Below are 18419 nucleotides of genomic sequence, written 5' to 3' on the forward strand. Positions count from 1 at the left end.
TGTGGAATTCCTGTATGCCTGATTTGCGTGCACAGGGAAAAAATCCTTTAATATCAAGCACATCAACGCAGCCCCTGCTACTTACGCACAAAGTTATCCACAGAAAGTGTGCGGAACTTTTTTCCATGCACCAACGTTGCCGAGCAGAGCTGTTTTGGCGAGGAAAAATGCCTTGCTACATTTTTGCGCACGGCAATAAAATGCTGAGGAATCAATCGCTTAGTCTGCCATGCATGGCCTTGCGCACAATCTTATCCACAAAAAATGTGCAGAACTCCGATCTGGCGTGTGAATTATCCACCGACATGCCCATGGCACGGCTTGCCTGAATTTTGCGCAGCATAAGAATATTCATATAAATCAATAGTTTAGTATCGCAGTGTGTGCATTGCGCACAATCTTATCCACAGAATATGTGCAAAACTGCCTAAACCGTAGCGTCTCTTCGCCGGATTTTTCACTGCACGCGCGGGCTGTGAGTCTGCCTTATTTTTAAGCATGTAAAAAAAATCCTTTAAAATCAATGCTCTTCCAGGGAGTTAATCAGCTTGCTCACAATCTTATCCACACTTTATGTGTGGAACTGCACTGGCGCCGGAAAAGTACAGTATCGCAGCGAAACGCGGCCATCAAAATGCCTCTTTTCGGCTCCTGCCACATTTTTATGCAAGCTAAAAAAACGATATAAATCAATGTACTTGGCGTCTATTCTTGCGCTTGCACACAATCTTGTCCACAGATTGTGTGTGAAACTTTGACGCTGACTAAGTCGCCTATTTTTCGCCGCCTGCCACTTTTTTGCGCATTGATTTAATCTCCTTTAAAATCAGGCACTTAATCGAATTACTTGGCTTTGCGCACAATCTTGTCCACAGTAAATGTGCAAAACTCTTCAACTGTTAATTTATTGACATTGACTATGCTCGATAAACTGCTATGCCTGTATTTTACGCATACCGACAATACCCATGTAAATCAATGACTTGCATGCTGCATTTCATGCTTGCTCACAATCTTATCCACACAAAGTGTGCAAAACTGTGCACTGGCGGTATACGCCCGGCGCGTGGTGTGGGCCAGTGCGCAGTCAGTCACCACTTGCCGCCGACGCGGCAACGCGCTACATTGCGCCATTCCCGCGCCGACATGTCATCGCATTTCGGCGCTCGCTACAATACGGTTTGTCCGGGCGCTGCATCGCCTTCTCTCGCCTTCTCTTTACCAGGAGTTTCTTTTGCTTGCTATATTCCAAGCCGCTGGCTGGCCCATCTGGCTGTTGTTAATTGCTTCCATCGTCGCCCTGGCCCTGATCATCGAGCGCGTGTTTTACTTGCGTCGTGGAAAGATCTTGCCCCGCAAGCTCTTCGATGAAGTGGTACAGGTGTATCGCAGCGGCAAGATCACGCCCGATACGGTAAGCAAGCTGGAAGACAATTCGCCGTTGGGCGTGGTGCTGGCCGCCGCCTTGCGCAATGTCAACGCGCCGCGCGAGGTGATGAAGGAATCGATCGAGGAGGCGGGCAGTGGCGTGGCCCACGTGCTGGAGCGCTACCTGACCACCCTCGGCACCATCGCCACCCTGGCCCCACTGATGGGGCTATTTGGCACGGTGGTGGGCATGATTGAAATCTTCGGTTCGCAAAATGCCAGCGGCTCGAATCCGGCCCAGCTGGCCCACGGCATTTCGGTGGCGCTATACAACACCGGCTTTGGCCTCGCCATCGCGATGCCGGCACTGATCTTCTACCGCCATTTCCGCGCCCTCGTCGACAGCTTCGTTATTGACATGGAGCAACAAGCGGTCAAGTTCGTCGACATCGTCCACAGTGGCCGTCAATGAACTTCCGCAAAGGCAAGGGGCGTGAAGACCCCGAAATCAATCTGATCCCGTTCATCGACGTGCTGCTGGTGATCCTGATCTTTCTGATGGTCAGCACCACCTACAGCAAATTTACGCAGCTGCAGATCACCTTGCCGACGGCCGACGCCGAGCAAGCGAAGGACAAGCCACAGCAGATCGACGTCACTATCGATGCCAAGGGTAACTATACTGTGAACCGCGAACCGGTCTCGTTTCGCGACGTCGCTGGCCTGGCCGATGCCTTGCAGAGCGCGGCCAGGGCGGCCAATGGCGGCAAGGCGCCCGCGCAGACGCCCGTGGTGGTGCTCAACGCCGACCAATTCGCCATGCACCAGATGGTCATCCATGTCATGGAAGCGGCGCGCCTGGCCGGCTATGAAAAGCTGACGTTTGCGGCGCAGGCGGGCGGCAAGTAAGGCAAACCTCCAACCCCAACCGAAGTGCCGGGGTCGGACCCTCAGGGTCCGACCCCAGGTGTTGATTTTGGGTTCCAATTTTATTTGACACCCATGCCCACATCCTCCCCCGCCAAGCTTGAAACGACTCTCACCCGCGCCTGGCTGACGCGCGGTCCGCTGGCGTGCGCGCTTTGGCCTGTCTCTCTGCTGTTCGGCGCCCTGAGCGCGCTACGGCGCGGCCTGTACCGCGTCGGCGTGTTGAAATCGACGCGCCTGCCCGTGCCCGTCGTCGTCGTCGGCAATATCTTTATTGGCGGCACAGGCAAGACGCCGCTGACGATCTGGCTGGTGCAAGCCTTGCGCGACGCCGGCATGCGCCCTGGCGTCATTTCGCGTGGCCATGGCAGCGCCGAGCGCTTGCCGCGCGCCGTCACTGCCGCCTCTACGGCGCAGCAGGTGGGCGACGAGCCGCTGTTGATGTTCCAGCGCGGCGCTTGTCCCGTAATGGTGGGGCGCGACCGCGCGCAAGCGGGGCGGGCGCTACTGGCGGCGCACCCGGACGTCGACGTACTGGTCACGGACGACGGTTTGCAGCATTACGCTTTGCAGCGCGACGTGGAAATCGTGCTGTTCGATGGCCGCGGCGTTGGCAATGGCTGGTTGCTGCCGGCCGGCCCTTTGCGTGAATCGCCGCGCCGTCGGCGCGATGTGACCGTGCTCAATGCGCCCGAGTTGGCGCCGGCACTGCTGGGCAACGTCGCGCCCGCAGCTTCATTGGTGGTGCAGATGCTGCTCGATGGCAGCGTGGCCGAGCGCCTGCTCGAGCGCAGCGTGCAACTGCCGTTGGCGACCCTGGCGGCCAGCGGTCAGCGCATCGTGGCGGCGGCCGGCATCGGCAATCCCCGGCGTTTCTTTGCCATGCTGCGCGCTGCCGGATTGGACTTTGTGGAGCTGTCCTTGCCCGACCATCACGACTTCCTCGACCAGCCATTTGCGGCACTCGACGCCGATGTGATCTTGATCACCGAGAAGGATGCAGTAAAATGTGCGCAAATTGAATATCTCAAAGATGACCCGAGACTGTGGGTCGTCCCCGTCAGTGCGCGCATCGATAGCGCGCTGGCCCAACAAATTGTGGAGAAATGTCGTGGACGCTCGATTGCTTGATATCCTGGTCTGCCCTGTTTGCAAGGGTCCGCTTGAACACGATAAAAAGGCGCAGGAATTGATTTGCCGCGCCGACCGCCTGGCCTATCCTATCCGCGATGGCATCCCCATCATGTGGGCGGACGAAGCGCGCACCTTGCAAGACGCAGTGGAATAACGATGGCGTTCATCGTCATCATCCCGGCCCGCCTGGCCTCGACGCGACTGCCGGGCAAGCCGCTGGCCGACCTGGGCGGCAAGCCCATGGTGGTGCGCGTGGCCGAGCAAGCGCTGCTCTCGGGCGCCACACGCGTCATCGTTGCCACCGACCATGACAGCATCCGCGCCGCCTGCGCCGCGCACGGCGTGGAAGTGTGCATGACGCGTGCCGACCATCCGTCGGGCACGGACCGCATCGCCGAAGTGGCGCGCACGCTCGATTTGCCGCCGGACGCCGTCGTCGTCAACCTGCAGGGCGACGAACCCTTGATCGATCCCGCCCTGCTGGCCGCCTGCGCGGCGCAGATCAGCGCCAGCGTCCCCATGGCCACGTGCGCCCACCCGCTGCATGATGTGCTTGAGGCCTTCAACCCGAATGTCGTCAAAGTGGTGCTGGACAAGGCGAATCGCGCCTTGTATTTTTCGCGCGCCTGCATCCCCTGGCACCGCGACGGCTTTGCACAGTCGCGTGAAACCTTGCCGCAAGGCTACGTGCCGCTGCGCCATATCGGCCTGTATGCGTACAGCAATGCGTTTTTGCAAACGTACCCCAGCCTGTCCGCGTCGCCGCTGGAAGCGATCGAGGCGCTGGAGCAGTTGCGCGTGCTGTGGCACGGTGTTGCCATCGCCGTGCACGTCACCGACTCGGCGCCTGCAGCCGGCGTTGATACGCCGGAAGATCTTGTCAGGGTACAAGCCCACTACGGCGTTCTGTAACGCGCTGGCGGCAAAGCGGCAAAGCGGCAGGTGTGCAACGGTGGTTTGTATGCCTGCAGCAAAAACCACATTTTGAAACCCCTGTCTCGCTTATTACTGGCTTTGATCAATCAGGGCATGACAATTCGACAGCAAACTGGCGCTGCGGGGATTTTTTGTGGTAAGTTTCGTAGAGAAAGATAGTCATAGCAACATCATCTAAAAATAATTACACATACCACCATCCAAAATCTGTTTTTTAGGAACTTTTCAATGCGTCTGATACTTTTAGGAGCACCCGGTGCCGGCAAGGGCACCCAAGCTAACTTCATCAAAGAAAAATACAACATTCCACAAATCTCCACGGGCGACATGCTGCGCGCGGCGATCAAGGAATGCACAGAACTGGGCCTGGCAGCGAAAAAAGTCATGGATGCGGGCGGCCTCGTGTCCGACGACATCATGATCGGCCTGGTCAAGAACCGCTTGCAAGAAGCCGATTGCGCCCATGGCTACCTGTTCGATGGCTTCCCACGCACCATCGCGCAAGCGGACGCCATGAAAGATGCCGGCATCAATGTCGACTATGTGCTGGAAATCGATGTGCCTGATGCCTCGATCATCGAGCGCATGGATGGCCGCCGCAGCCACCCCGGTTCGGGCCGCGTCTACCACGTCAAATTCAACCCGCCCAAGGTAGACGGTATCGATGACATCACGGGCGAAGCGCTGATCCAGCGTGACGACGACAAGGCCGAAACGGTCAAGAAGCGCCTGGACGTCTACCATAACCAGACCAAGGTCTTGCTCGGTTACTACAACGAATGGGCCAAGTCCGGCCTGTCAGGTGCGCCGAAATACCGCCGCATCGCCGGCGTCGGTCCGGTTGAGCAAATCCGCGACAGCGCCTTCGCTGCCCTGGCTGAATAAGCAGTGATGTAAAAGCGGACCTCAGCGTCCGCTTTTTTTCTGCCCGCATCGCTGAAGGCATAACGTTTTCGTAGTTCAGGTTTTTTGCAGGTCGTGTTTTCCTGGCTGCGCGTGCCTACCCGGTGCGTTCTGCAGCTGTTGGCAATGACGTCGGATAAAAACAGAAGGGGACGATATGGCAGCCAGTTTGTGGTTTGCGGTAGCCTGCGGCTTGCTCGCAGTCATTTACGGTGTGATGTCGCGTAGCTGGATCTTGCGCCAGGATCCCGGTAACGCGCGCATGCAGGAAATCGCGCTAGCCATCGAGCAGGGTGCGGCCGCCTATCTGGCGCGCCAGTACCGTACCATCGCGTTTGTGGGCGTGGTGTTGCTGATCGCCATCTATGCGCTGCTTGGCCTGCATACGGCGCTGGGCTTTTTGATCGGCGCCGTGCTCTCGGGCGCCTGCGGCTTCATCGGCATGAATGTCTCGGTGCGGGCCAATGTGCGCACGGCCCAAGCGGCCACGCTGGGTATCAACCAAGCTTTGAGCGTGGCCTTCAAGGGCGGAGCGATCACCGGCATGCTGGTGGTCGGCTTGGGCCTCTTGGGCGTGACCCTGTTCTACTGGCTGCTGGTGATGAAGGGTGCGCCCGGCCTGAGCCAGCATGACTTGATCAAGCCCCTGATCGGACTGGCCTTCGGCGCTTCGCTTATTTCCATCTTCGCTCGCCTCGGTGGCGGCATTTTTACCAAGGGCGCCGACGTGGGCGCTGACCTGGTAGGCAAGGTCGAGGCGGGCATCCCCGAGGACGATCCGCGCAATCCTGCTGTCATCGCCGACAACGTGGGCGACAACGTGGGCGACTGCGCCGGCATGGCGGCCGACCTGTTCGAAACCTATGTCGTGACCCTGATCGCCACCATGCTGCTGGGCGCATTGCTGATGGCGCAGGCCAGCAGCACGGCCATCATTTATCCGCTGCTGCTGGGCGCCGTCTCCATCCTCGGGTCCATCGTCGGCTGCGCGATGGTGAAGACCAAGCCGGGCGCGAAGATCATGTCGGCCCTGTACACGGGCCTGTGGTGGGCTGCTGGCTTGTCGCTGCTCGGCTTTGCCGTGGTGACGTGGCTGCTGTGGCCCGACGACGCCATGCGCTACAAGATGATGGGCGCTACCTTCGTCGGCATCGTGCTCACCGGCCTGATGGTCTACATCACCGAGTACTACACGGGCACGGATTTCAAACCCGTGCGCCATATCGCCGAAGCGTCGACGACGGGTCACGGTACGAATATCATCGCCGGCCTGGGCGTATCGATGAAGTCCACCGCTTACCCGGTGCTGGCCGTTTGCGTCGCCATCCTCGTCTCGTATCAATTGGCCGGCCTGTACGGCATCGCCATTGCAGCGACGGCCATGCTGTCGATGGCGGGCATCATCGTCGCGCTCGACGCGTATGGCCCGATCACCGATAACGCGGGCGGCATCGCCGAAATGTCGGGCCTGCCCGACTCCGTGCGCGCCATCACCGATCCGCTCGATGCCGTGGGCAACACCACCAAAGCCGTCACCAAAGGTTATGCCATCGGTTCGGCCGGGCTGGCCGCGCTGGTGCTGTTCGCCGACTACACGCATGCGCTCGAATCGGTGGGCCAGCACATCACCTTTGATTTGTCTAACCCCATGGTCATCGTTGGCCTCTTCATCGGTGGCCTGATACCGTATCTGTTCGGCGCCATGGCGATGGAAGCGGTGGGCCGCGCTGCGGGTGCCGTGGTGGTCGAAGTGCGGCGCCAGTTCCGCGATATCAAGGGCATCATGGAAGGCACGGCGCGGCCCGAATACGACAAGGCCGTCGACATGCTGACGGCGTCGGCTATCCGGGAAATGATCGTACCCTCGCTGTTGCCGGTGGTGGTGCCCGTCGTTGTCGGCATGCTGCTGGGGCCAGCGGCGCTGGGCGGGCTCTTGATGGGCACCATCGTGACGGGCCTGTTCGTGGCCATTTCCATGACCACGGGCGGCGGCGCCTGGGACAACGCCAAGAAATATATCGAGGATGGCCACTTCGGCGGCAAGGGCTCGGAGGCGCACAAGGCGGCCGTCACGGGCGACACGGTGGGCGACCCGTACAAGGACACGGCGGGACCGGCCGTGAACCCCTTGATCAAGATTATCAATATCGTGGCCCTGTTGCTGGTGCCGCTGCTGCCGGCCAAGGGCTGGCTGGAGGTCAGGGCACCGGTGTCCAGTCATGTGATCGCAGCGCCGGTCCTGGCGCCGGTGACACCGGTGCAAGTATTGCCGGCGCAGTAAGGCTACTCCTGCCCGCCCCGCATCACATGCTGCGGGGCGGTGCCGCGTCAGAAGCGCGACGTCAGGCCTGCAAACATGCGCCGCCCTGGCACGTAATAGGTGACCAAGCCATCGTTTGCCGGGCCCTTCTTGAACAGGTTTTCCACGCCGCCGCGCAGCGTCCAGTGCGGCGTGACCTTGTACGACACGACCGCGTCAACGATGGTGTAGGCCTTGTTGGGCGTGCGGCGCGTCGCGGAACGTGACTCGGCGTCCAGTTCCTTGCCCGTGTATTGGGCCGATACTTCACCGAACAACTGGTCGTTCACTTGCCAGCCCAGTGCCGAATACAGCGACACTTTCGGCGTTGACAGCAAGTTCACTCCGGTAGTCAGGTTTTTCGCTTCCGCCATGTAGGTCAGGTTGTTACGCCAATTCACATGTTTCGTCAGGGGGATGGTGAGTGTGCCTTCGAGCCCGCTGGTGCGCGCTTTCTGGATATTCGTCATCTTGGTCCACCATTGTCCCTGGAAGAAGCCCAGCGGCGCATAGTCGATCTTGTTCTTGAAATCCGTGCTGAAATACGTCAGCCCGGCATCCCAACCGTTGTGTTCGTACGCCACGCCGATTTCGGTCGCGGTGCTCGTTTCCGGCGTCAACTCCGCGTTGCCAGCCATGTAGCAGCCGCCCTTGATGTAACCGAGTGGACGCAGGCCGTTGCAGCCGCCGCCGCCCGACTGTGTGGCGGCGCCCGGCGAGTTTTCCTTCAGGCTGGGGGCACGGAAGCCTTGCGACACGCCACCCTTGATGGTCCAGGCTGGCAAAGGGTGGTACACCAGATACAGGCGCGGGCTGTAGTGGTTGCCGAACTTGCCGTGGTGATCGAGGCGCAGGCCGGCCGTGGCCGTCAAGTCCTCGCGCAGGAACAGCTGATCTTCCGCGAACAGTGCCGAGGTGGTGCCGGACAAGGTTGCGCCGCTCACGGGATTGCCCAGGTAATCGGTGGGCAAGGTGCCGATGGTGTCCGTATTCGTCAATTGCTGGTGTTTCCATTGGCCGCCCATCACCAGCAGTTGCTCGACGCCCCAGCCCAGGCGTTTTTCCAGGGCCGCGTCCAGCGTGCTGTCCTTGGACTTGGCCAGCGTCCCGATGAACTGGTTGTCATAGTCGTTATGGTACAGATTGACCTTGGCCTTGCCGAAATCATAGCGGCCTTCATAGTCGAGGCCCACGCTCTTACGGATCAGCTTGCTTGCGCCCCAAGCACCGAACAGTGGCCTGCCGTTCTGGTTCAGCGTGGGCGAATCGCTCGCTTCCTGGCGGCCATAGCTGGCGTCCAGCGACAGGCTGTGCTTGTTATTTATGGCCCAGTTCAGCTGGCCGCTCATGGTCTGGTTACGTTCGCCACCTATGCCGCCTGCCTTGCCGTTGCTGCGTTCATCGGGTTTTTGTTCCGATTGCCCGATGCCGATGCGCATGCCGACGGACTCCGACAGGGGGCCGGCCAGATTCAATCCCAACTGGTGCGCCGTGCCGCGGCCGCTGTCCTGCGGCTGCGTGTAGTTGGCCGTAGCCGTACCGTTCCACTTGCCCGGTACCTTGCGCGTGATGATGTTGATCACGCCGCCCATGGCGTCCGAACCGTACAGCGAGGACATGGGGCCGCGCACCACTTCGATGCGCTCGATCATGTCGGGCGAGATCCAGTTCAAGTCCTGGCGGCCCAGGTCGGGGCGGTAAGCCGTGTCGGCCGAGCTGCCGACGCGCTTGCCATCGACCAGGATCAAGGTGTATTTGTCGGGCAAGCCGCGCAGCTTGATCTTCGATTCCTCGCCGACCGGGCTGGTGCCGCCCGTCACGCCGGGAATGCGGCGCAGCAAGGTGTTGAGGTCATACACGGGCTGGCGTTCGATTTCTTCGCGCGTGACGACGCTGATGCTGGCCGGCGCATCCTGGATATCGATGGCCGTACCCGATGCGGTAACGACGACCGTGTTCATGCTGGGATCGGCGGCTACATGGGCTTCGGCCCAGGCGCTGCTGACGGCCAGCGACAGCAGGCAGGGCAGTAGCCGGGTGGCACAATACACGGCGCGGGCGGGATTGGAAACGGGGCTTACGAAGGTGGGACTACGCTTGGTCATGGTGAGTTTTCCGGAACTTGTTATTGCCTGGCTACCGTCCGGGTGGCTCGGGTATGAATGAATGAATGAATGAATGAAAAGAAAATATACTGTGCTCGAATCCTGCCAATGAGAATAAGAATCGTTAGCATTCTAATGCCATCCTGGCAAGAAGGAAAGTTTTGAACGGAAATAAAACACCGTTGCAAGCTGCGCATGGCAGGGGCAATTGTCAGCTTGTTAGCTTTGCTGGCATGTGGCATGGCGTGTGCCAATAAAGAAAGTCGTGCGATGGCAACAACGATCAGGGCAGGCGCATGTGCGCTGTTGCTGCAAGTTTTCGCTGAGAGAGCGTAAAAGTGGCTACAATTGTCGCCGACATTACGTTTACGTTTACGTAAGCGTAATGCATGACGCCATGCACCATGCAACCATCGGATGCTGGGAAAGCGGCCCTTATCACTCAGGAGATTTCATGCAGATTCAGGACAATGTATTCATCATCACCGGCGGCGCATCGGGTTTGGGCGCGGCCACGGCGCGCATGCTGACGGCCGCTGGCGGCAAGGTCGTGCTGGCCGACGTGCAGACGGAGGCGGGCCAGGCATTGGCCGCTGAACTGAACGGCGTGTTCGTGCAGTGCGATGTCACGTCGGAAGAAGATGGCATGGCCGTGGTGGCAGCGGCAGGCAAGCTGGGGATATTGCGCGGCTTGGTCAATTGCGCCGGCGTAGCGCCTGCCGTGAAAACCGTGGGCAAGGATGGCCCGCATCCGCTGGCCCTGTTCCAGAAAGTCGTCAACATCAATCTGGTGGGCACCTTCAATATGTGCCGCCTGGCGGCCGACGCCATGGCCAGGCAGGATGCGACCGCTGAAGGCGAGCGCGGCATCATCATCAACACCGCTTCCGTGGCCGCTTACGATGGCCAGATCGGCCAGGCCGCGTACGCGTCGTCGAAGGCGGCAGTGGTAGGCCTGACCCTGCCGATGGCACGCGACCTGTCGCGCAGCGGTATCCGCGTCATGACGGTGGCGCCTGGCATTTTTGAGACGCCGATGCTGCTGGGCATGCCGGCCGAAGTGCAGGATGCGCTGGGCAAGATGGTGCCGTTCCCTTCGCGCCTGGGCAAACCCGGCGAATACGCGCAACTGGTGAAAGCCATCGTGGAAAACATCATGCTCAATGGCGAGACCATCCGCCTTGATGGCGCGATTCGCATGCAGCCGAAATAACAGCATCCGGGCACTGCCCAGGGCGTCGCTGCATGCTCCGGGCTTGTCATGCTGCGTGCCATCCGCCCTGTTTTCGGCCACGCGCCTGCCCCTGTAGATTGCCATGCACTCTGACGCGGACAGTGCCCTGGCGGGTATTTGATGTAGGATGCCGCCGTATGGGGCGTACAGCCTTGCCGGGCTGTACGCCCTTTTTTTATCGGAGAATCCATGATCATATTGAAGCCGCTGGTGCTGAGCCTGACCTTGCTGGGAGCGCTCGTTGCCAGTCCCGTATTTGCCGAAGTGCCGCAAAGGGCGCCGGAAATTGCCACCGCATATACGGAAAAATCGGGTTGGGCGGCGCAGAAAAACATGGTCGCCGCCGCCAATCCTCTGGCCGCCGATGCCGGCTACCAGATGCTCAAAATAGGCGGTAGCGCCATCGATGCGGCCATCGCCACGCAGTTGGTGCTTACTTTGGTCGAACCACAATCGTCGGGCATCGGCGGCGGCGCCTTTTTGCTGTATTCCACGGCCAAGGGCGTGCAAGCGTTTGACGGGCGCGAAACGGCGCCTGCCGCTGCCGACGAACACCTGTTCCAGAATGCCGACGGCACAGCTGTTTCGCGCGCGACGGGCGTGGTGGGCGGGCGTTCCGTGGGCGCGCCGGGCGTGCTGCGCATGCTCGAGCTGGCGCACAAGGAGCACGGCAAGCTGCCGTGGGCGACCCTGTTCGGCCCCGCCATCGGCCTGGCGCATGACGGCTTTCCCGTCAGTCAGCGCCTCAACGGCCTGTTGAACTGGGATCAGGCACTGAAGCGCGACCCTGTCGCCGCCGCCTATTTTTATGACCAGCAAGGCAAGCCCTGGCCCGTTGGCCATGTGCTGAAAAACCCGCAGCTGGCACGCACCCTGCGCGAGATCGCCCTCGGTGGCGCCGACGCCTTTTACCAAGGCCGCATCGCGCGCGACATCGCCGCCAAGGTGGCGTCGCACCCGAGCAATCCGGGCAAGCTGACGGCGCGCGATATCGCCGCTTATCAGGCCAAGGTGCGCGAACCCGTGTGCAGTGACTACAAGGCCTGGACCGTGTGCGGCATGCCGCCGCCATCGTCGGGCGGCATCGCCATCGCGCAGATGCTGGGCATGCTGGAAGTGAAAGATATCCGGCCGTATGCGCCCGTCGATGGCGTGCTCGATGCGCAAGCGATCCATTTGTTTACGGAAGCGGGACGCCTGGCCTACGCCGACCGCAACCGCTACGTGGCCGATACCGACTTCGTGCCGCTGCCGGGCAAGGGCATCGCCTCCCTGCTCGATAAAAACTACCTGGCGCAGCGCGCCTCGTTGATCGGCGAGAAATCCATGCGCCGCGCCTTGCCCGGCACGCCGCCCGGCATGCAGGTGGCGTGGGGCATGGATAACGCCCTGCAGCGTCCGTCGACCTCGCACCTGGTGGCGGTGGACGCCTTCGGCGGCGGCCTGTCGATGACCAGCAGCGTGGAAGACGCGTTCGGCTCGCGCCAGATGGTCGACGGCTTTTTGCTCAATAACCAGTTGACGGATTTCTCGTTCGATTCGCGCGATGCCGATGGCCCGATCGCCAATCGCGTCGAAGCGGGCAAGCGTCCGCGTAGCGCCATGTCGCCCACTCTCGTGTTTGAGAAGGGCACGCACAAGCTGGTGCTGGCGACGGGATCGCCCGGCGGCTCGTCCATCATCAATTATGTGGCCAAGGTACTGGTCGGCACCATGGATTGGGGCTTGAACGTGCAGCAGGCGATCAGCTTGCCCAACTTCGGCAGCCGCAATGGCCCGACGGAGCTGGAAAAAGGGCGTGCGCCGGCAGCCCAGGTCGCGGCGCTGCAAGCCATGGGCCACGAGGTGCGCGTCATCGAACAAAATTCCGGCTTGCAGGGCATCATGCGCCTCAATGCGCATGGCAAGGATTTTTGGTTTGGTGGCGCGGACCCGCGGCGCGAGGGCATGGTCCGAGGAGATTAATTTGTCCTAAACTTTTCCACAAAGCATCCAGACCCTGCTAATCTGCCAGCATGGGAATGCAAAATAAAACAGGCTTGATACTCACTGGAGGGGGCGCTCGTGCCGCCTACCAGGTGGGCGTGCTGCAGGCGATTTCGGCGATTCTGTGGGAAGCGGGCTGGGCGCCGGCGCGCAACCCGTTCGACATCATTTGCGGCACCTCGGCTGGCGCCATCAACGCCACGGCGCTGGCCTGTCGGGCAGACAATTTCGGCGAAGGCGTGCAAAAGCTGCTCGACGTGTGGCAGCACATCCAGGTCGAGCAAGTCTACCGCGCCGATTCGCTGGGCGTGATCCGTTCGGGCGCGCGCTGGTTGTCGCTGCTGTCGTTCGGCTGGCTGCTGCGCCAGTGGCATGCGTCGCCGCCCAACTCCCTGCTCGACAATACCCCCTTGGTCAGCCTCTTGCACCGCATGCTCGACTTGCCGCGCCTGGACGCGGCGCTGGCCGATGGTTTGCTCCATGCGCTGGCCGTGACGGCGTCGTCGTATACGGGCAGCCGCCACATGACGTTTTACCAGACGGCCGCCGAGATCGCGCCCTGGGTGCGCACGCAGCGCGTGGCCCTGCAAGACCAGATCGGCGTGGAACACTTGCTCGCCTCGGCTGCCATCCCCTTCATTTTCCCCGCCGTGCCCCTGTACGTGGGCGGCCAGCGCGAGTACTGCGGCGATGGATCGATGCGCCAACTGGCGCCAATTTCCCCGGCCATCCACCTGGGTGCGAACAAAGTGCTGGTGGTGGGGGCGGGGCGCATGACGGAACCGGCGCCCGGTCCGGGCGATGCGGCGCCCTACCCGAGCCTGGCGCAGATCGCCGGCCATGCACTATCGTCGATCTTCCTCGATGGCCTGGCCGTCGACATCGAGCGCTTGAACCGCATCAACCTCACGCTGTCGATGCTGCCGCCTGAATTTCTGGGCAAGACGGCATTGAAACCGGTGCAATTGCTGGTCATCGCGCCTTCCGAACGGCTCGATGCCATCGCCAGCCGGCACATCGGCAGTTTGCCCCGCCCGATACGCACCATGTTGTCGGGCATCGGTGCGGCCGAAGCGCGCGGCGCGGCATTGGCATCGTATTTATTGTTTGAATCGACGTATACTAACGAGTTGATCCGTCTCGGACAGTGCGATACGCAGGCCCGCAAGGACGATGTACTGACGTTTTTTGGTTCTTGAGACGGCCTGCGTAACAGTAGCCGGAATTTTCGCGTTTTTTTGACAGGACGATTGTGGTGGTATTTGGACGTGCGTGCGTATTGGTATCGCTATTGCTATTGTTTTTTCTGCTGCCTGGCGGTTCGGCCGCTGCGGCGCCTGCGCCCACCCTGCGTTTCGACCAGCTCAGCGTCGAACATGGCCTGGCGCAGGAGTCGGTACTGGCCATCGTCCAGGACCGGCAGGGCTATATGTGGTTCGGCAGCCAGTCTGGCCTGAGCCGCTACGATGGCTATCGCATGGTCGTCTACAAGAATGTCGAGGGCGACAAGACCAGCCTGGTCGACAACTGGGTGGGCGAACTGCATGTCGATGGGCAGGGGCAGCTGTGGGTGGGCACCGACAACGGCCTGGATCGCTTTGACGCCGCCAGCCAAACCTTCACGCATTACGCCCCGGCCGAAAAGAGCAAGCGCGGCAACGGCAATCGGCGTATCCACGCCATTGTCGACGATGGCGCGCGCGGCTTCTGGATCGCCACCTCGGACGGCTTGCAGCATTTCGACCCCGCTACCGGCACCTTTCGCACCTGGCACCATGAAGAAGGCAATCCGCACAGCCTGGGCGACAATGAAATCAAGGCGCTGGTGCTGGACGCGCAAAAGCGCCTGTGGATAGGCACGGTCACGGGCCTGGACATGCTGGCGCCGGGCAGTGAGCGCTTCGAGCATTTCGCCGTCGATGCCAAGCCCGGTTCCAAATATAACGTGATCCAGTCGCTGCTGGTCGACCGCCAGCAAAATCTGTGGATAGGCACCATGGCCGGTGCCGAGCGCTGGCGTCTGGGAGGTGCCGGGCAGGCGCCGCAGGCACGCCTGCGCCTGAATGAAAAACAGGGCTTTTCCGCCATCCGCGTGGCCAGTTTGTACCAGGATATCGACGCCACCGTCTGGCTGGGCAGCAATGCCGATGGCCTGTTCCGCTGGCTGCCCGAGAGCGATACCTTTCTGCAGTACCGCCACCAGACGGGCGACAAGTACAGCGTCGCCGACAATCAGCTGTCGTCGCTGTACCGCGACCGCGCCGGCACTTTCTGGGTCGGCTCCTGGTACAACGGCGTGAGCCGGGTCGACCTGGGCGGCGGCGGCTTTTCGCGCATGGCGCTGCCGTCCGGTGACGTCGGCGCGCTGGCCGACAAGAAGGTGCGCGCCGTGGTCGATGCGGGCAATGGCAAGCTATGGCTGGCCACCAAAGCCGGCTTGAAACTGTACGATACGCGCGACGGCAGTTCGCGGCTGTTCGACCTGCGCAGTTCGCCCGGTATGTCGCGTGATGAGCAGGTCACCACCCTGTACAAGGCGCCGGACGGCACCCTGTGGTTGGGAGGCTCGACGGGCTTGCACCGTTTCGATGCGCGACAGGAGCGTTTTTTTACCATGCGCTTTGCCGCCGGTGATCCGAACAGCGATACTATCCGCAATGTCGTGAGCGATCGCAGCGGCATGCTGTGGGTGTCGACGCGCGGCGGCGTGCACCGTTTCGACCCCGTTAGCCGGGCCTTTACTACGTATCGCCACGACCCTGCCAACCCGAACAGCCTGTCCGACAACATGGTGCGGCCCGTGCTGGAAGACGGCAAGGGACAATTGTGGATAGGCACATTCCATGGCCTGGACTTGCTCGACCGCGCCAGCGGCCAATTCCGGCATTTCCGCCACGATCCGCAAAATGCACATAGCCTCAGCCACGACGAGGTGCACTACCTGCACGAAGACAAGCGCGGCGTGCTGTGGGTGGGCACAGCCAATGGCCTGAACCGCATGGATGTCGATGCGAAGGGCGAGATCCGCTTTCGGCGCTTCGTGCGCAAGGACGGCATGGCCGACGATGCCGTCGCCAGCATCCTGGGCGACGATAAGGAGCAGCTGTGGCTGAGTACGAATAGCGGCATCACGCGGCTCGACATGCGCAGTGGCCTGTTGCGCAACTACGACAGCGCCGACGGCACGGTGGAAGGCTCGTACTTCGATGGCGCGGCCCTGCGCGCTACGGATGGGAGCATGTATTTCGGCGGCTTTAACGGCATGACGGTGTTCGTGCCGCAAGATATCCATGACAACCGCGTGCCGCCACTGGTGACCATCACGGAGCTGCAGATTTTTAACAAGCCGGTGTTCATCGGCCGCGGCGAGTTCGCGCACGTGCTCAAGAAGGCGATCGAGCATACGCGCGAGCTGGTGCTGACCAGCCGCGAAAGCGTCTTTTCGCTGGAATTTGCAGCCTTGCATTTCGCAGCACCGCAGCGCAATATGTTCGCCTACCGGCTAGAAGGCTTCGACCAGGAATGGGTCATGACGGATGCGGGGCGGCGCTTCGCCACCTACACCAACCTCGATGCAGGCAATTATGTGTTTCGCGTCAAGGCGGCCAACAAGGACGGCGTGTGGAACGAGAGCGGCGCCACGCTGGCCATCACGATTCTGCCGCCGTTCTGGAAAACCTGGTGGTTCCGCACGCTGATGGCGGCGCTGCTGCTGGGTGCTGTGTATGGCGCTTACCGGCAGCGCGTGCGCGCGCTGCGACGCCAGCAGAACGAGCTGGAAAAACTGGTCGGTGAACGCACGGCCGAATTGCAGAGCAAGGAAATCGAAGTGCTGGCGCAGTCGGAAAAGCTGGCGCAGGTCAATAGCAGCCTGACGAAAAACGAGGAAAGCCTGCGCCAGGCCAAGCGCAAGGCCGAGGATGCGACTCGCCAGAAGTCGGAATTTTTGGCCAATATGAGCCACGAGATGCGTACGCCACTGGCTGGCGTGATCGGCATGCTGGGCTTTGCACTGCGCGACGAGCAGTTGCACGACGCCACGCGCGAGCAGATTTTGCGCGGCCAGGCCAATGCCCAGTCGCTGCTGGTGATCATCAATGACTTGCTCGACTTTTCCAAGATCGAAGCGGGCAAGCTGAGTATAGAGAATATCGATTTCGCGCTGGGCGCTGCCATCGAGACGGTCGTCAGCCTGTTCGAGGAGCAGGCGGCCGCGCGCAGCATCGGTTTTTCTATCGATTTTGCGCCTGACCTGCCGCTCTTCGTGGTGGGCGACCCGACTCGTTTGCGCCAGGTGCTGGTCAACCTGGTCGGCAATGCCTTCAAGTTCACCCAGCGCGGCGGCGTCAGCGTGTGCGTCGAGCGGGCCGGCGTAGCCAGCGGCGCTGGCGCAAGCCGTGTCAACCTGATTCGTTTTACCGTCAGCGACAGCGGCATCGGCATCGATGCGGACGCGATGGCGCGCCTGTTCCAGAAGTTCGAGCAGGCCGACGCCAGTACCACGCGGCGCTACGGCGGCACGGGGCTGGGCTTGGCGATCTGCCGTCAGCTGGTCGAACTGATGCAGGGCGAGATCGAGGTGAGCAGCACGCCAGGGCAGGGCAGCACGTTTGCCTTCACCTTGCCGCTGGCCGATGGCGTGGCGCCGCCGCTGGTGCCGCAGGTGGCGCTGGCGCCGCACAGCCACCAGTTGCGCGTGCTATGCGCCGAAGACTTCCCCACCAACCAGATCATCATCCGCGTCATGCTTGAAGACTTGGGGCACCGCGTCGATGTGGTTGCCAACGGCGTGCTGGCCGTGGCAGCGTGCGTGCAGACGCGCTACGACCTGATCCTGATGGATGGGCGCATGCCGGAGATGGACGGTGCCACGGCGACGCGCCTGATCCGCCTGGGTGGCTGGCCGGACCAGCCCGTGCGCGACCAGGAGCTGATGATCGTGGCCCTGACGGCGAATGCCAGTGAAGAAGACCGCAGCCGCTATCTCGGTGTCGGCATGGATGATTTCCTCAGCAAACCAGTGGACGAGGCGGTGCTGCATGGTTTGCTGGCGCGTGCCATCGAGCGCCAGCTGCAGCGCGGTTTTATGTTGCCGCGCATGCCGAGCATGCCGTCGCACGTTTCGCGCGGCGCCTCGCGCGGCCAGGCCGAACTCGATGCCCTGTTCGGCATCGCGCCGACGGTCGCCGTGGCGGCAGCGTCCCCAGCGGACCGTAGCGGCGAACTGCAGCGGCGCATCCGTGTCGCCTTCGCCGCCGGCCTGGAGGGGCGCCTGCGTGAAATCGACGCCGCCCTGGCGGCGCAGGACAAGGACAACGCCGGGCGCCTGCTGCACGGCTTGAAGGGCAGCGCCGCCTATCTGCATGAAACCCAGCTGCACCAGTTGTGCACGCAACTGGAGGAGGCTGCGGACGGTGGGCGCTGGACGCAGGTAGCCTTGCATTTGCCGCAATTGCGCGCACTGTTGGCGCAGATAGCCGTTTCGGGCAAGAAAATGTAAAATAAGCAATGCCGACCATGTGGCGCG

General features: G+C 61.5%; 12 protein-coding genes. 11 read left to right on the forward strand and 1 reads right to left on the reverse strand.

Annotation, left to right across the window (positions count from 1 at the left end; translation table 11 throughout):
- The first annotated feature begins 1234 nt into the window (after positions 1-1234).
- From H4V96_RS04930 to H4V96_RS04960, 7 genes are all read left to right on the forward strand, one after another.
- The gene (locus H4V96_RS04930; protein WP_010395783.1) at positions 1235-1840 is read left to right on the forward strand and encodes a MotA/TolQ/ExbB proton channel family protein; all 606 of its coding nucleotides are present in this window, start codon (positions 1235-1237) and stop codon (positions 1838-1840) included.
- Positions 1837-2277: a biopolymer transporter ExbD gene (locus tag H4V96_RS04935; protein ID WP_010395785.1), complete on the forward strand. Its 441-nt coding sequence runs from the start codon at positions 1837-1839 to the stop codon at positions 2275-2277. The genes H4V96_RS04930 and H4V96_RS04935 overlap by 4 nt, the downstream gene beginning before the upstream one ends.
- Before the next feature lie 93 nt (positions 2278-2370).
- The gene (gene lpxK, locus H4V96_RS04940) at positions 2371-3426 is read left to right on the forward strand and encodes a tetraacyldisaccharide 4'-kinase (protein ID WP_196855276.1); all 1056 of its coding nucleotides are present in this window, start codon (positions 2371-2373) and stop codon (positions 3424-3426) included.
- On the forward strand, positions 3407-3583 hold the full coding sequence (locus tag H4V96_RS04945) for a Trm112 family protein (protein ID WP_010395789.1): 177 nt from the start codon (positions 3407-3409) through the stop codon (positions 3581-3583). The genes lpxK and H4V96_RS04945 overlap by 20 nt, the downstream gene beginning before the upstream one ends.
- Before the next feature lie 2 nt (positions 3584-3585).
- Entirely contained in the window at positions 3586-4341 is a 756-nt protein-coding gene (gene kdsB, locus H4V96_RS04950) for a 3-deoxy-manno-octulosonate cytidylyltransferase (RefSeq protein WP_196855275.1), read from the forward strand.
- A 252-nt stretch (positions 4342-4593) separates the two neighbouring features.
- Positions 4594-5250, forward strand: a complete 657-nt coding sequence (gene adk, locus H4V96_RS04955) for an adenylate kinase (RefSeq protein WP_196855274.1) — start codon at positions 4594-4596, stop codon at positions 5248-5250.
- A gap of 175 nt (positions 5251-5425) precedes the next feature.
- Positions 5426-7549, forward strand: a complete 2124-nt coding sequence (locus H4V96_RS04960) for a sodium-translocating pyrophosphatase (RefSeq protein WP_196855273.1) — start codon at positions 5426-5428, stop codon at positions 7547-7549.
- A gap of 47 nt (positions 7550-7596) precedes the next feature.
- On the opposite strand, the gene H4V96_RS04965 is transcribed toward H4V96_RS04960, so the two are convergent.
- Positions 7597-9672: a TonB-dependent receptor gene (locus H4V96_RS04965; protein ID WP_196855272.1), complete on the reverse strand. Its 2076-nt coding sequence runs from the start codon at positions 9670-9672 to the stop codon at positions 7597-7599.
- A gap of 454 nt (positions 9673-10126) precedes the next feature.
- Here H4V96_RS04965 and H4V96_RS04970 point away from each other — a divergent pair, with 454 nt between their 5' ends.
- The 4 genes from H4V96_RS04970 (at position 10127) to H4V96_RS04985 (ending at position 18392) form a co-directional block, all read left to right on the forward strand.
- Positions 10127-10885: a 3-hydroxyacyl-CoA dehydrogenase gene (locus H4V96_RS04970; RefSeq protein WP_070345596.1), complete on the forward strand. Its 759-nt coding sequence runs from the start codon at positions 10127-10129 to the stop codon at positions 10883-10885.
- 210 nt (positions 10886-11095) lie between these two features.
- Positions 11096-12871: a gamma-glutamyltransferase gene (gene ggt, locus H4V96_RS04975; RefSeq protein WP_196855271.1), complete on the forward strand. Its 1776-nt coding sequence runs from the start codon at positions 11096-11098 to the stop codon at positions 12869-12871.
- A gap of 50 nt (positions 12872-12921) precedes the next feature.
- Positions 12922-14091 (forward strand): patatin-like phospholipase family protein, encoded by a 1170-nt coding sequence (locus H4V96_RS04980; RefSeq protein WP_196855270.1) that lies wholly within the window; start codon positions 12922-12924, stop codon positions 14089-14091.
- A 92-nt stretch (positions 14092-14183) separates the two neighbouring features.
- Positions 14184-18392: a two-component regulator propeller domain-containing protein gene (locus H4V96_RS04985; protein WP_280720733.1), complete on the forward strand. Its 4209-nt coding sequence runs from the start codon at positions 14184-14186 to the stop codon at positions 18390-18392.
- Positions 18393-18419 lie beyond the last annotated feature (27 nt).

It is taken from the genome of Janthinobacterium sp. CG_23.4, from assembly GCF_029892305.1.
In the GTDB taxonomy this organism is placed as follows: domain Bacteria; phylum Pseudomonadota; class Gammaproteobacteria; order Burkholderiales; family Burkholderiaceae_D; genus Janthinobacterium; species Janthinobacterium lividum_D.

Bases quoted from the DNA above. Each gene is read 5' to 3' on its own strand.
- H4V96_RS04965 (WP_196855272.1), bottom strand. From the start codon at position 9,672: ATGACCAAGCGTAGTCCCACCTTCGTAAGCCCCGTTTCCAATCCCGCC.
- lpxK (WP_196855276.1), top strand. From the start codon at position 2,371: ATGCCCACATCCTCCCCCGCCAAGCTTGAAACGACTCTCACCCGCGCC.
- H4V96_RS04960 (WP_196855273.1), top strand. From the start codon at position 5,426: ATGGCAGCCAGTTTGTGGTTTGCGGTAGCCTGCGGCTTGCTCGCAGTC.
- kdsB (WP_196855275.1), top strand. From the start codon at position 3,586: ATGGCGTTCATCGTCATCATCCCGGCCCGCCTGGCCTCGACGCGACTG.
- ggt (WP_196855271.1), top strand. From the start codon at position 11,096: ATGATCATATTGAAGCCGCTGGTGCTGAGCCTGACCTTGCTGGGAGCG.
- H4V96_RS04935 (WP_010395785.1), top strand. From the start codon at position 1,837: ATGAACTTCCGCAAAGGCAAGGGGCGTGAAGACCCCGAAATCAATCTG.
- adk (WP_196855274.1), top strand. From the start codon at position 4,594: ATGCGTCTGATACTTTTAGGAGCACCCGGTGCCGGCAAGGGCACCCAA.
- H4V96_RS04980 (WP_196855270.1), top strand. From the start codon at position 12,922: ATGGGAATGCAAAATAAAACAGGCTTGATACTCACTGGAGGGGGCGCT.
- H4V96_RS04970 (WP_070345596.1), top strand. From the start codon at position 10,127: ATGCAGATTCAGGACAATGTATTCATCATCACCGGCGGCGCATCGGGT.